12 protein-coding genes are annotated in these 12,611 nt (G+C 68.8%); 8 read left to right on the top strand and 4 right to left on the bottom strand.

Going from position 1 to position 12,611, the window contains the following annotated elements; genetic code table 11:
* Positions 1-27: 27 nt before the first annotated feature.
* Together murD and RX333_RS13630 are read left to right on the top strand one after the other, a co-directional pair.
* Entirely contained in the window at positions 28-1,428 is a 1,401-nt protein-coding gene (gene murD / locus RX333_RS13635; RefSeq protein ID WP_316015502.1) for a UDP-N-acetylmuramoyl-L-alanine--D-glutamate ligase, read from the top strand.
* Between the two features lie 154 nt (positions 1,429-1,582).
* Positions 1,583-3,037, top strand: a complete 1,455-nt coding sequence (locus RX333_RS13630) for a DegQ family serine endoprotease (RefSeq protein WP_410056085.1) — start codon at positions 1,583-1,585, stop codon at positions 3,035-3,037.
* Positions 3,038-3,100: 63 nt separating this feature from the next.
* Here RX333_RS13630 and RX333_RS13625 read toward each other — a convergent pair whose 3' ends face one another.
* A complete protein-coding gene (locus RX333_RS13625; RefSeq protein WP_316015501.1) occupies positions 3,101-3,880 on the bottom strand; it encodes a hypothetical protein in 780 nt (259 codons plus the stop codon).
* A 199-nt stretch (positions 3,881-4,079) separates the two neighbouring features.
* On the opposite strand from RX333_RS13625, the gene RX333_RS13620 reads away from it, so the two are divergent.
* Positions 4,080-4,403 carry a 2Fe-2S iron-sulfur cluster-binding protein gene (locus tag RX333_RS13620; RefSeq protein ID WP_316015500.1) on the top strand — a complete coding sequence of 108 codons (324 nt, stop codon included), beginning with the start codon at positions 4,080-4,082 and terminating at the stop codon, positions 4,401-4,403.
* A 78-nt stretch (positions 4,404-4,481) separates the two neighbouring features.
* Here the strand turns inward: RX333_RS13620 and purD are convergent, their stop codons facing one another.
* Entirely contained in the window at positions 4,482-5,741 is a 1,260-nt protein-coding gene (purD, locus tag RX333_RS13615; protein ID WP_316015499.1) for a phosphoribosylamine--glycine ligase, read from the bottom strand.
* A gap of 163 nt (positions 5,742-5,904) precedes the next feature.
* On the opposite strand from purD, the gene gpmI reads away from it, so the two are divergent.
* From gpmI to RX333_RS13595, 4 genes are read left to right on the top strand one after another with little or no spacing between them, the layout of a single operon-like run.
* On the top strand, positions 5,905-7,425 hold the full coding sequence (gene gpmI / locus RX333_RS13610; RefSeq protein WP_316015498.1) for a 2,3-bisphosphoglycerate-independent phosphoglycerate mutase: 1,521 nt from the start codon (positions 5,905-5,907) through the stop codon (positions 7,423-7,425).
* Positions 7,426-7,439: 14 nt separating this feature from the next.
* Positions 7,440-8,549: a murein hydrolase activator EnvC family protein gene (locus RX333_RS13605; RefSeq protein WP_316015497.1), complete on the top strand. Its 1,110-nt coding sequence runs from the start codon at positions 7,440-7,442 to the stop codon at positions 8,547-8,549.
* Positions 8,550-9,869: a S41 family peptidase gene (locus RX333_RS13600; protein ID WP_316015496.1), complete on the top strand. Its 1,320-nt coding sequence runs from the start codon at positions 8,550-8,552 to the stop codon at positions 9,867-9,869.
* Complete coding sequence (locus RX333_RS13595; protein ID WP_316015495.1) at positions 9,869-10,357, top strand: RNA pyrophosphohydrolase; 489 nt, start codon at positions 9,869-9,871, stop codon at positions 10,355-10,357. Before RX333_RS13600 ends, RX333_RS13595 begins: the two co-directional genes overlap by 1 nt.
* On the opposite strand, the gene RX333_RS13590 is transcribed toward RX333_RS13595, so the two are convergent.
* Both RX333_RS13590 and RX333_RS13585 read right to left on the bottom strand, forming a co-directional pair.
* Positions 10,354-10,854: a hypothetical protein gene (locus tag RX333_RS13590; protein WP_316015494.1), complete on the bottom strand. Its 501-nt coding sequence runs from the start codon at positions 10,852-10,854 to the stop codon at positions 10,354-10,356. The genes RX333_RS13595 and RX333_RS13590 overlap by 4 nt on opposite strands.
* Positions 10,855-10,878: 24 nt before the next feature.
* Entirely contained in the window at positions 10,879-11,466 is a 588-nt protein-coding gene (locus RX333_RS13585; RefSeq protein ID WP_316015529.1) for a DUF1285 domain-containing protein, read from the bottom strand.
* A gap of 84 nt (positions 11,467-11,550) precedes the next feature.
* On the opposite strand from RX333_RS13585, the gene RX333_RS13580 reads away from it, so the two are divergent.
* A complete protein-coding gene (locus tag RX333_RS13580; protein ID WP_316015493.1) occupies positions 11,551-12,543 on the top strand; it encodes a MoxR family ATPase in 993 nt (330 codons plus the stop codon).
* Positions 12,544-12,611: the final 68 nt, after the last annotated feature.

Raw genomic sequence — 12,611 nt, 5'->3', positions numbered from 1 at the left:
TTTGACACGAAGAAGAAGGATGGGCCGATGATCCCGGTCAGGGGCTACGAAGGCTGCAAGGTCGGTGTCCTGGGGCTGGGCCGGTCGGGGCTGGCCACCGCGCGCGCACTGCGTACGGGCGGGGCGGAGCCGATTTGCTGGGACGACGGCGAGAAGGGCCGCGCGGTCGCCGAGGCCGAGGGCTTCGCCATCGCGGATCTGCGACGCGAGGCGGCGTGGGAGGGGATCGTGGCGCTGATCACCTCTCCCGGTATCCCGCATCTGTACCCCGAGCCGCACCCGGTCATCGCGCTGGCGCAGGAGCGTGGCGCGGTGGTCGACAACGATATCGGGCTGTTCTTCCGCAGCTTCGCGACCGAGGACTGGGAAGCGTTCGACCGGGTGCCGCGGGTGGTGGCCGTCACGGGCTCCAACGGGAAATCCACGACGACCGCACTGATTGCGCATATCTGCCGGGAGGCCGGTATGCCGGTGCAGATGGGCGGAAATATCGGGCGCGGGGTTCTGGACCTCGACCCCGGCGTCGAGGGCAGCGTGACGGTGCTGGAGCTGTCGAGCTACCAGACCGAGCTGGCGCGCGCGCTGGCGCCCGACATCGCAGTATTCCTGAACCTGTCGCCCGATCATCTCGACCGGCATGGCGGCATGGGCGGCTATTTCGCGGCCAAGCGACGGCTGCTGGTCGAGGGCGGGCCGGAGCGGGCCGTGATCGGCGTCGACGAGAAGGAAGGCCGCTTCCTGGCCGCGCAGATGCGCGAAGACGCCGAGAGCGGCGATCCGGTGATCCGCATCTCCTCGGGGCGCAAGCTGTCGGGGCCGGGTTGGTCGGTCTTTGCCCGCAAGGAGTTCCTGGCCGAATGGCGCAAGGATCGGCAGGTCGCCTCGCTCGACCTGCGGGGAATCGCGGGGTTGCCGGGGGCGCATAACCACCAGAACGCCTGTGCGGCCTATGCCGTCGCGCGCTCGCTGGGGCTGGGGCCGAAGGTGATCGAGGGGGCGCTGCACTCCTATCCGGGCCTGCGGCATCGCTGTCAGGTGCTGCGCGAAGTCGGCGGCGTGCGCTGGGTCAACGACTCCAAGGCCACGAATGCCGATGCGGCGGAGCAGGCGCTCAAGGCTTTCGACAAGATTCGCTGGATCGCGGGTGGTGTGGCGAAGGAGGGCGGGATCGCCTCGCTGATGCCGCTGATGGACCGGGTGGAGCGGACCTACCTGATCGGTGCTGCGGCAGAGCAGTTCGCCGGGCAGTTGGGCGACCGGCCGCATGTGGTCAGCGGCACGTTGGCGCAGGCCGTGGCCGATGCGCGCGCCGATGCCGAGCCCGGCGAGGTCGTTCTGCTGGCGCCCGCCTGCGCGAGCTTCGACCAGTTCGAGAGCTTCGAGGCGCGCGGCGAGGCGTTCGAGGCGCTGGTCGCCGCACTCGACTGAGCGGCGGCGCGTCCTAGCTGGCGGGTCACACAGCTGTGAAGCGATGCGAGGATGCCTGTGTTGTATCCGCCACAGACGCTACGCAAATATAGGCGATCCGGCCGCCGAGAACGGCCGGAAGAGGTAGATCAGGAGGACAGAGAGAGTGACCCCAATGCGCATGACGATCGCCCGGACGGGCAACGCAGCCCTGGCGCTGTGCCTCGGCCTCGGGATCGTGATGGCCGATGTCGCGCCCGCCACGGCGCAGGCGCGGCCCGACAGTTTCGCCGAACTGGCCGAGAGGCTGAGCCCCTCGGTTGTCAACATCACCACCAGCCAGACCATTACCGAGCAGGGGCCGGGCGGCATGTCGCCGATGATCCCCGAAGGCTCCCCGTTCGAGGATTTCTTCCGCGAGTTCATGCAGCCCGAGGGGCAGGTGCCCCGGTCGCGCCAGGCTTCGGCGCTGGGCTCGGGCTTCGTCATTTCGGCGGACGGGTTCATCGTGACGAACAACCACGTCATCGAGGAAGCGGACGAGATCCTGATCGAGTTCCTCGACGGCAACGAGCTGCCGGCGGAGCTGATCGGGACCGATCCGCGCACCGATGTGGCGCTGCTGAAGGTCGAGCCGGAGGAGCCGCTGCCCTTCGTCGAGTTCGGCGACAGCGACACGGCCCGCGTGGGCGAGTGGGTGCTGGCGATCGGCAACCCGCTGGGGCAGGGCTTCTCGGTCTCCGCCGGGATCGTGTCGGCCCGCAACCGGGAGCTGTCGGGCAGCTATGACGACTTCATCCAGACCGATGCCGCGATCAACCGGGGCAACTCGGGCGGTCCGCTGTTCAACATGAACGGCGAGGTGATCGGCGTGAACACCGCGATCCTGTCGCCCAATGGCGGCTCGATCGGGATCGGGTTCTCGATGTCTTCGGCGGTCGTGTCGGGCGTCGTGGACCAGCTGCGCGAATTCGGCGAGACCCGTCGTGGCTGGCTGGGCGTGCGCATCCAGCCGGTCGACGAGGGTGTGGCCGAGGCGATCGGGCTCGAGGATGCACGCGGCGCGCTGGTCGCGGATGTCCCCTCCGGCCCTGCGGCCGAAGCGGGGATCGAGGCGGGCGACGTGATCCTGACCTTCGACGGGACCGAGATCGAAGAGATGCGCGAATTGCCGCGCGTGGTCGCCGCGACCGAGGTCGGCAAGGCCGTCCGCGTCGTGGTGTTCCGCGACGGTCGCACGCGCACGCTTTCCGTCACGCTGGGACGGCTGGAGGAAGCCGACAGTGCCGAGGTCGCGACCGTCGAGGACGAGAAGGGCGAGACGCCCCGCACCGCCGAGGTCGCCGGTCTGACGCTGCAGAACATGACCGCCGACCTGCGCGAAGCCTTCGACATCCCCGACAATGTCCGCGGCGTCGTCATCTCGGATGTCGATGCGGAGAGCAACGCCTACGAGCGCGGCCTGCGCTCGGGCCAGGTGATCGTCGAGGTCGGGCAGCGCAGCGTCGCCGATCCCGACGACGTGGTCGAAGCGGTCGAGGCCGCGCGCGAGGCGGGCCGCAAGTCGGTGCTGATGCTGGTGCGCGACCAGGGCGAGCCGCGCTTCATCGCGCTGGAACTGGCCGACTGATCCGAGACGGGATCGAACGAAAAAGGGGCGTCGCGACGGATCGCGGCGCCCTTTTTCGTGGTCTCAGGCCGCTTCGAGCAGGAAGTCGTCGGCGGCCAGATCCTCGGCCACCAGACCGTCGAGAAGGACTTGCGAATTGCCGCGATGCCAGCTTAGCAGCACGCCCTCGGCGGTGTCGGTGATCGCGATCTCCGCCAGGTCGAACACGGTCTCGTCGGTGAAGTAGAGCAGATCCTCTCCGGCGGTGAAGTCGGTGATGCGATCATGGCCGCCGGACGCTTGCGAGAAGACGAACACGTCCGCGCCCGCGCCGCCCTGCATGGCGTCGTCGCCCAGTCCGCCATTGAGCACATCGTCGCCGTCACCGCCCGAGAGCGTGTCCGCGTCGCGCGAGCCATAGTGAGCCTCGCCCGCGGCCCGGTCGCCCAGCGCGCGCTGCACGAGGTCGCTTTCGGGGGAGAGACGTTGGCGTCCGGCTTCGGCGAACTCGATTTGCCACGGCGCGCGCTCGACCGGCGGTTCGGGCGCCGGTTCTAAGGTGGTCTCGGGCTCGGGTTCGGGCGCGGGGGTGACCTCCTCCAGCTCGTTCATGAGGCTGGTCCAGTCGGCAGGCACGGTGGGCGCGGTGAAGTCCGACAGTCCGATGATCTCGCGACCGATCCCGGCGGACGGCGTGTCGAAGAGGAACAGGTCGATTTCGATCAGCTCCTGAGTCACGGTGTCGTCGGAACCGCGGCCTTCAAGTGCCGAACGCAGGTAGTGGCCGACGCGGATTTCGCTGTGCAGGACGCCGCGGCCCTGGGGGCTGTCCGCGGTCTCGATCAGGTCTGCCGTCAGGGTCATCACGTCGGCCTTTATGCAAAATCATCTAAAATTCGATGCAACTGCGAGGCTTATGGACGGCAGGGACCGTGAGACCGAGTCTTTTCTGCAATAAAGGTTAACGCCGGGATCGGGAAATGCCCCGGCCTCCGCCCCCTTGTCGGGCGGGACCGCTTGCGCATAGATGTGCGCCGAACGTCTGATTGAAGGATGCGAGGCGATGGCGAAGATCACCTATATCGAGCATAACGGCACCGAGCACGTGGTGGATGTGCCCACCGGCCTGACCGTGATGGAAGGCGCGCGGGACAACAACATCCCCGGCATCGAGGCCGATTGCGGCGGGGCCTGCGCCTGCTCCACCTGTCATGTCTACGTGGCCGAGGACTGGGTGGGCAAGTTGCCGCCCAAGGATCCGATGGAAGAGGACATGCTCGACTTCGCCTACCAGCCCGATCCCGAGCAGTCGCGCCTGACCTGTCAGTTGAAGGTCACGGACGCGCTGGACGGGCTGGTCGTGAAGATGCCCGAAAAGCAGATCTGAGGCGCGGCGGTCCCGAGGCGGGGCCGCGCCCTTCTGCTTCGTGGAAAATATCCTCGCGCGGCAGCGCGAAACCGTGTCCTAGAGCGCGCGCCATCCGATGTCGCGGCGGTGGAAGCCGCCGGGCCAATCGATGCGGTCCACCACGCCGTAGGCACGATCGCGTGCCTCCTGCAGGCTCGCGCCGCGTGCGGTGACGGCGAGGACGCGGCCGCCGTTCGAGACGAGCTGGCCGTCCTTCTCGGCCGTGCCGGCGTGGAAGATCTGCACGAGCGGTTCGCCCGCGAGGTCGGGCAGGCGGATCGGCTCTCCCTTCGCGTAGTCGCCGGGATATCCCTTCGCGGCCAGCACCACCGTGACGGCGTGGTCGTCGGCCCAGTTGACGCGGGCCTGCGCGAGATCGCCCTCGGCCACCGCCAACAGCACGTCGAGCGCCTGCGCGCCCATGCGGGCCATCAGGAGCTGGCATTCGGGATCGCCGAAACGGGCATTGTATTCGACGAGCCGTGGGCGGCCATCCTGGATCATCAGCCCGGCATAGAGCACGCCCGCGAAGGGCGTGCCGCGCTCGCGCAGCACTTTCAGGCAGGGGCCGACGATGGTGTCGAGCGCGCGGTCGCGCAGTGCGTCGGTCAGGACGGGGGCGGGGGAATAGGCGCCCATGCCGCCGGTATTGGGGCCCTCGTCGCCGTCGAAGGCGCGCTTGTGATCCTGGGCGGAGGCGAGCGGCAGCATCGCCTCGCCATCGGTCAGAACGAAGAGGGAGACCTCCTCGCCCTCCATGAACTCCTCGATCACAACCTCGGCGCCCGCATCGCCGAAGGCCCCGTCGAAGCAGTCGTCGATGGCGGCGCGGGCGGTGGCGTCGTCCATCGCGACCGTCACGCCCTTGCCCGCGGCGAGGCCGTCCGCCTTGATGACGATGGGGGTTCCCTGTTCGGCCACGTAAGCGTGGGCGGAGGCAGCGTCGGTAGAGCGGGCGTAGCGGGCGGTATCGGCCCCGGCCTCGTCGCAGAGCTGCTTGGTGAAGGCCTTGGACGCCTCGACCTGGGCTGCGGCCTGCGAGGGGCCGAAGGTCAGGTAGCCGTCTGCGCGCAGGGCGTCCGCCACTCCGGCGGCGAGCGGTGCCTCCGGCCCGATCACGACGAAGTCGATGGCGTGCTCGGCGGCGAAGGCGCAGACCTCGGAGGCATCCTCGGGGTTCAGGCGCACGCATTCGGCGACCTCGGCGATGCCGGCATTGCCCGGTGCGCAGAACAGCCGGTCGCATTTGGGATTCTGCGAGATCGCCCAGGCCAGCGCATGTTCGCGCCCGCCGCCGCCGAGGATGAGGATGTTCATGGGTGCCGCTCCCGCTCTTGGCCCGTTGCCGACGGGGCGCTGATAGACCGGCGGGGGCCCCTGTCGCAAGCGCGGGGCCGTGCGTATTTGGGGAAAGATGAAGGTGGGCTTGCCCCGCGGGGCAAGCGCGCCCTATGTCTGGGACAACGACAAGGAGAGCTTCATGACCGCACCGCGCCCCGTGATCCTGTGCATCCTCGACGGCTGGGGCCTGCGCCCGGAGCGGGATGGAAACGCGGTGGCGCTGGCGGACACGCCCGTCTTCGACAGGTTGATGGCGACCTGCCCGCAATCGAGCCTGGCGGCGCATGGCCGCGATGTCGGCCTGCCCGACGGGCAGATGGGCAATTCCGAGGTCGGCCACACCAATATCGGGGCGGGCCGCGTGGTCTGGATGGATCTGCCGAAGATCGACAATGCGATCGAGGAGGGGGCCTTCGATAGCAATGAGGCGCTGATCGGGTTCATCGACAAGCTGAAGGCGAGCGGCGGGGCCGCGCATCTGATGGGCCTCGCCTCGCCCGGTGGGGTGCACGCCCACCAGCGGCATATCGCGCGCGCCGCGGGCGTGATCGCGGCAGCCGGGGTGCCGGTGAAGCTGCACCTGTTCACCGATGGGCGCGACGTGGCACCGAAATCGGCGCGCGAGCAGATCTACGCGCTGGAGGAGAGCCTGCCGGAGGGCGTCGAGGTCGCGACGGTGACCGGGCGTTTCTACGCGATGGACCGCGACAACCGCTGGGACCGGGTCGAGGCGGCCTATCGGGCCATCGCCGCGGGCGAGGGGCTCGGCAAGGACAATGCCGATACCGCCATCGCCGCCGCCTATGATCGCGGCGAGACGGACGAATTCATCGCGCCCTCGGTCCTGGGCGGCTACGCGGGAATGGCGGCGGGCGACGGGCTGATGTTCCTCAACTTCCGGGCGGACCGGGCGCGGGAGATCCTGTCTGCCTTCCTCGACCCGGAGTTCGACGGGTTCGCGCGCGAGACGGTTGATCTCGCCGCCGCGCTGGGGCTGGTGGAATATTCCGAGCGGCACAACGGCTGGATGGACGTGATGTTCCCCTCCGAGGAGATCCCGAACACGCTGGGCGAATGGGTCGCGAAGCAGGGCAAGCACCAGTTCCGTATCGCGGAGACGGAGAAATACCCGCATGTGACCTTCTTCCTCAATGGCGGGGAGGAGGAGCCGAACACGGGCGAGGATCGCACGATGCCCAAGAGCCCGGATGTGCGGACCTACGACATGCAGCCGGAGATGAGCGCAGGCGAGGTGACCGACAGGCTGGTCGCCGCGATCGAGGGCGGGACCTACGACCTGATCGTGGTGAACTACGCCAATCCCGACATGGTCGGGCATACCGGCGATCTGGAGGCTGCGAAGGCGGCCTGTGCCGCGGTCGACGAGGGGTTGGGCCGCGTGGTCGCGGCGGTCGAGGCCGCGGGCGGCGCAATGATCGTCACCGCGGATCACGGCAATTGCGAGGTGATGGTCGACCCCGAGACGGGCGAGCCGCATACCGCGCACACGCTCAACCCCGTACCGGTGATCCTGGTCGGCGGGCCGGAAGGCGCGCGGCTGTCGCCGGGGCGGTTGGCGGATCTGGCGCCGAGCCTGTTGCAGCTGATGGAACTCGACCAGCCCGAGGAGATGACGGGCAGGAGCCTGATATCCGTCTGAGGGCGCTCGCATATGTGTTGACGTTATGGGCCCTGCCGCTCACCGCGCAAGTCGACGCGGTCGGTCGGACCGAGCGCGCGGCGGCGCTGATCGCCGAGGCGGGCGAGCGGTTCGCGGATCTGCCGCGCGGTGCGGACCGGCTGGCCGCCCTCGCCGAGGTCGTGCAGGGCTACGAGATCGGATTGGTCGCACAGCGGGAGGTCGAGCGGGACCTAGCGCGGCGCGCGGGCGTGCTGCGCGCGGAGGTGGAGCGGGAAAATGCCCGCATCGCCCGCCTGCTGGCCGGGTTGCAGCGCGCGGCGCTGGCGCCCGCGCCGCTGTTGATGCTGCATCCTCAAGGGCCGGAAGGTGCGGCGCGGGCCTCTCAGGTGATGGCCGGGCTGGTGCCGCGCCTGCAGGCGGAGGCGGAGGGTGTGCGCACGTTGATGGCGGAGCTCGATGCGCTGGCGAGGGAACAGGCGCGATCGGCCGAGTCTCTGCGCGACGGCTTGGCGGGCGTAGAGGCAGCGCGGGCGGAACTGCATGCGGCGCTCGACGGCCGCACCCTGACCCCGCCGCCGGACCCCGCGCTGGTGGCGCGACTGCGCGCGGATGCGACGAGCCTTCAGGATTTCGCGCGGATGCTTGCGCGGCAAGGCGGCGGGTCGGGCCAAGACGAGGGGTTCGCGGACCAGCGCGGTCGCTTGCCTCTGCCCGCGCCGGGGCGCGTCGTGCGGGCCTTCGGCGAGGCGGGCGGCGACGGGATCGTGCGGCCGGGCATCGTGCTGGCCGTCGATGGGGTGCGACAGGTGATCGCGCCCGCGGCGGGGACGCTGCGCTATGGCGGGGCGTTTCTCGACTACGGCCATATCGTCGTGCTGGAGCCGGAAAACGGCTGGCTCATGGTGATCGGCGGGCTCGACGAGGTGCAGCGTGCGGCGGGCGAGGTTCTGCTGGCGGGCGAGCCTGTCGGAACGCTCACGCAAACGCGCAGTGGTCCCGCGGGCTTTGGACTTGAACCGCAGGGCGAAACCGGAACAAATCGGCAGCGAACGATTTACGTGGAGTTGCGCCGGAACGGCGTGCCGGTCGATCCGGCGCCGTGGTTCACGATGCAACCGGAACAGGGATTGGGAAGCGAGTAGATGAACAGGATGTTTCTGGCCGGGTTCGCCGGCACGATCGCGGGTGTGATGGCAACGACGCAGCTGGCAGGTCCGCTGCTGGCGCAGAACGACGCGTCGGAACGGTCGACCTATGAATATCTCGACCTGTTCGGCAACATCTTCGAGCGGGTGCGGGCCGACTATGTCGAGGAGGTGGACGAGCGCGACCTGATCGAGAGCGCGATCAACGGGATGCTGACCTCGCTCGACCCGCATTCGAGCTATCTGCCGCCTGACGATTTCTCCGACATGCGCGAGCAGACTCGCGGCGAGTTCGGGGGGCTCGGCATCGAGGTCACTCAGGAGGACGGGTTCGTGAAGGTCGTCTCGCCGATCGACGGGACGCCCGCGGACGAGGCGGGGCTGGAGGCCAACGACTTCATCACCCACGTCGATGGCGAAAGCGTGCTGGGCCTGACGCTGAACGAGGCGGTGGACCTGATGCGCGGGCCGGTCGGCTCCGAGATCGTCATCACCGTGGTGCGCGAGGGCGAGGAGCCGTTCGAGGTCACCATCATCCGCGACACGATCCAGATCCGCGCCGTGCGCGGGCGGACCGAAGCGAGCGCGGTGGTGCTGCGGGTCACGACCTTCAACCAGCAGACATTCTCGAATCTAGAAAGCGAGATGGAGGCTCAGGTCGAGGAGCTGGGCGGGATCGATAACGTGTCGGGCATCGTGCTCGACCTGCGCAACAATCCGGGCGGGCTGCTGGATCAGGCGGTCTACGTCTCGGACGCGTTCCTGGAGCAGGGGGAGATCGTCTCAACCCGCGGGCGCAGCGCGTCCGACAGCGACCGCTACAATGCGAGCGCGGGCGATATCGCCGAAGGTTTGCCGATGGTGGTGCTGATCAATGGCGGGTCGGCCTCGGCTTCCGAGATCGTCGCCGGCGCCTTGCAGGACCATCGCCGCGCGATCATCGTGGGCGAAAAGAGCTTCGGCAAGGGATCGGTGCAGACGATCATGCCGCTGCAGGGCAATGGTGCGATGCGCCTGACCACGGCGCGCTACTACACGCCGTCGGGCCGCTCGATCCAGGCGCTGGGCATCGAGCCCGACGTGATCGTCGGCCAGCGCATCGCCGGCGAGGAAGAAGAGGAGGGCGTGATTCCGCGCCGCTCCGAGGCCGACCTGCGCGGCTCGATCAGCAATGACAGCCTGACGCCCGAGGAGCTGGAGCAGTTGGAGGAAGAGCGCGAGCGGCTGGAGGCGGATGCCCTGCTGCGCAACGACGACTTCCAGCTGGCCTATGCGCTCGACATTCTCAAGGGGCTGGCCGTCTACGGCGACCGCTGATGGATGTGAGTGCCTTGCCCTATCGTCCGTGCGTCGGCGTCATGCTGACGGACGGGCGGGGGCGGCTTTTCGCGGGCGCGCGCGTGCACGGGGCCGCGGGGGCCTGGCAGGCCCCGCAAGGCGGCATCGACGATGGCGAGACGCCCGAGGTCGCGGCCCTGCGCGAGTTGGAGGAGGAGGTCGGCGTGCGCGCCGATCAGGTCAGCGAAATCGCCCGGACCTCCGACTGGCAGTATTACGATCTGCCGGTGGAGATCGTGCCGACCCGCTGGGGTGGTAAATACCGCGGGCAAAAGCAGATGTGGTTCCTGCTGCGGCTGGATACCGACGATGCCGCGATCGACATCGCTACGGAGCATCCCGAATTCTCGGACTGGGCGTGGATGCGGCCCGAGGTATTGCTCGATGAAATCGTCGCCTTCAAGCGCCCGGTCTACGAAGCGGTGCTGACCGAGTTCGCGCCGCACCTGTCGGGCAGCGCGGATTAGAGCGGCGCGCAGGCCCGACCGGCGTTGATCGAGGAGACCCGGCCGAGCCGGTAGGCGCCCGAGAAACCGTCGGCAGAGAAGCCGTCGGCCATCGCCATGCCCATGCCATAAGCGTTCTGCACGTCGCCGATGCTCGACCCGATGCCGACGCCTGCGTCCGTGCGCAGCCGGTCGTCGCCGGTGGCCGTCCAGCCGGAGAACTCGATCCCCTCGGCGAAGAGCGTCACATCGTCGAAGCGGACCGCGGTGACGATGCCCCCCGGACAGGTGATGCCGCTGTCGCGCGACAGGACGGGACCGAGCACGGGGGCGAGCGTCATCTCCACCAGATTTATAGGCTCTCCGAATCCGATCAGGCGATCGCTGCCGGGCTGTTCGAGAATCAGGCCGGAGCGGGCCAGCAGGACGCGGCTGTCCCCGTCGAGTCGCGCCCGGTCGGACACGGGCGCGCAGGCGATGACGGCCGAGGCCAGGAGGAGGGAGAGGACGATACGCATGGAACGGGTACTCGGAACAGGAAACTAGGAGGGCAGGTCAGCCGAGGGGATGATGGGGAAGAAAATCCCAGATGACCAGAGGCCGAACCAGCTCTCGCCCTCGACCTCGTGATGGGATCCGATCTCGACCAGGCGGTAGAAGCTCTTGCGGTCGATCAGCGCGTCGAGATTGCGACGGATGTTGACGTAAGGAGACGGCTCCCCGGTCTCGGCGTCGCGGGTGACGCGGATCGGGTGGTCGGGACCGGCGGTCGCCTCGTCGCCGACATGGGTGGTGAAGGTGAGGCGCATGTCCTCGCCCGATCCCTCGGCCACGAAATCCTGCGCGACGAAGGGCGCGTCCTCCACCGTGATGCCGACCTTCTCGACCGGTGTGACGAGGAAGTAGTCGTCGCCCTCGCGCTTGAGGATCGAGGAAAACAGCTTCACCAGCGGTTTTCGCCCGATCGGGGTGCCGAGGTAGAACCACGTCCCGTCCCGCGCGATGCGCATGTCGAGATCGCCGCAGAAGGGCGGATCCCATTTCTCGACCGGGGGCAGGCCGCGCGGGGCGGCCTTGCGCACCTGCGCCTCCAGGCTGTCGGCTGTGACGTTTTGCGCGGGCTTTGCGATATCGTTCACGGGTCTTTGCCTTTCGGATCGTGCGGTTCCATGTTCCAATGATAGTGCTGATCGCGCACAGGACAGGGGACGGGTATGAGCGAGCAACTTCTCAACGAGATCGAGGCGGCCGGGGAGCGGCTGTCGCGCGTGCGCGAGATGGTCGCCCGCCGGGTGATCGGGCAGCGCGCCGTGGTAGATCTGTCGCTCGCCGCGATCCTGTCGGGCGGGCATGGCCTGCTGGTCGGCGCGCCGGGTCTCGCCAAGACGCTGCTGGTCGAAACGCTCGGCACGGTCCTGGGTCTGAGCGCCAACCGGGTGCAGTTCACGCCGGACCTGATGCCGGCGGATATTCTGGGGGCCGAGGTGCTGGAGACCGCACCCGATGGCAGCCGGGCGTTCCGCTTCATCGAGGGGCCGATCTTCTGCCAGCTTTTGATGGCGGACGAGATCAACCGCGCGGGGCCGCGCACGCAGTCGGCGCTGTTGCAGGCGATGCAGGAGCGTCACGTGAGCATCGCGGGCGCGCGGCGCGATCTGCCCGCGCCATTCCATGTGCTCGCCACGCAGAACCCGATCGAGCAGGAGGGGACCTATCCGCTGCCCGAGGCGCAGCTCGACCGGTTCCTGTTCCAGATCGACGTCGATTACCCCGAGCGGGAGGACGAGCGGGCGATCCTGATGGCCACGACCGGCGCGGAGAGTGCCGGGATCGAGGGTGTGCTGAGTGCCGCGGAACTGATGGCGATGCAGGACACGCTGCGCCGGATGCCGGTAGGCGACGCGGTGGTGGAGGCGATCCTCGACCTCGTGCGCGCGGCGCGGCCCGGTGCGGATGCCGAGGTGACGCGTGACGTCGCCTGGGGGCCGGGGCCGCGGGCGGCGCAGGCGCTGATGCTGGGCGTTCGGGCGCGGGCGCTGCTCGATGAGCGGTTGGCGCCGGATCTGGGCGATGTGGCGGCCTTGGCGGGGCCGGTCCTGCAGCACCGGATGGCGCTGACATATGCCGCGCGAGCGGAGGGCGTGACGCTCGACGCGACCATCGCGCGGCTGGTGGAGCGGCAGGTCGGACTGGCGGACGCGGCGTGAGCGGAACCGCCCTGCGCGCCCGTGCCGAAGGGCTGACCCGCGCGCTGCCGCCACTGCTGGCGCGGGCG

The sequence above is a fragment of the Roseobacter sp. HKCCA0434 genome, assembly GCF_032464675.1.
GTDB lineage: Bacteria > Pseudomonadota > Alphaproteobacteria > Rhodobacterales > Rhodobacteraceae > Pontivivens.
Note: the sequence above shows the minus strand (reverse complement) of the source record. Positions and strands in the feature narration are given on the sequence as shown.

Bases quoted from the DNA above. Each gene is read 5' to 3' on its own strand.
- gpmI (WP_316015498.1), top strand. From the start codon at position 5,905: ATGACCGCACCGCGCCCCGTGATCCTGTGCATCCTCGACGGCTGGGGC.
- RX333_RS13630 (WP_410056085.1), top strand. From the start codon at position 1,583: ATGCGCATGACGATCGCCCGGACGGGCAACGCAGCCCTGGCGCTGTGC.
- RX333_RS13580 (WP_316015493.1), top strand. From the start codon at position 11,551: ATGAGCGAGCAACTTCTCAACGAGATCGAGGCGGCCGGGGAGCGGCTG.
- RX333_RS13620 (WP_316015500.1), top strand. From the start codon at position 4,080: ATGGCGAAGATCACCTATATCGAGCATAACGGCACCGAGCACGTGGTG.
- RX333_RS13590 (WP_316015494.1), bottom strand. From the start codon at position 10,854: ATGCGTATCGTCCTCTCCCTCCTCCTGGCCTCGGCCGTCATCGCCTGC.
- RX333_RS13625 (WP_316015501.1), bottom strand. From the start codon at position 3,880: ATGACCCTGACGGCAGACCTGATCGAGACCGCGGACAGCCCCCAGGGC.
- RX333_RS13600 (WP_316015496.1), top strand. From the start codon at position 8,550: ATGAACAGGATGTTTCTGGCCGGGTTCGCCGGCACGATCGCGGGTGTG.
- RX333_RS13595 (WP_316015495.1), top strand. From the start codon at position 9,869: ATGGATGTGAGTGCCTTGCCCTATCGTCCGTGCGTCGGCGTCATGCTG.
- purD (WP_316015499.1), bottom strand. From the start codon at position 5,741: ATGAACATCCTCATCCTCGGCGGCGGCGGGCGCGAACATGCGCTGGCC.
- murD (WP_316015502.1), top strand. From the start codon at position 28: ATGATCCCGGTCAGGGGCTACGAAGGCTGCAAGGTCGGTGTCCTGGGG.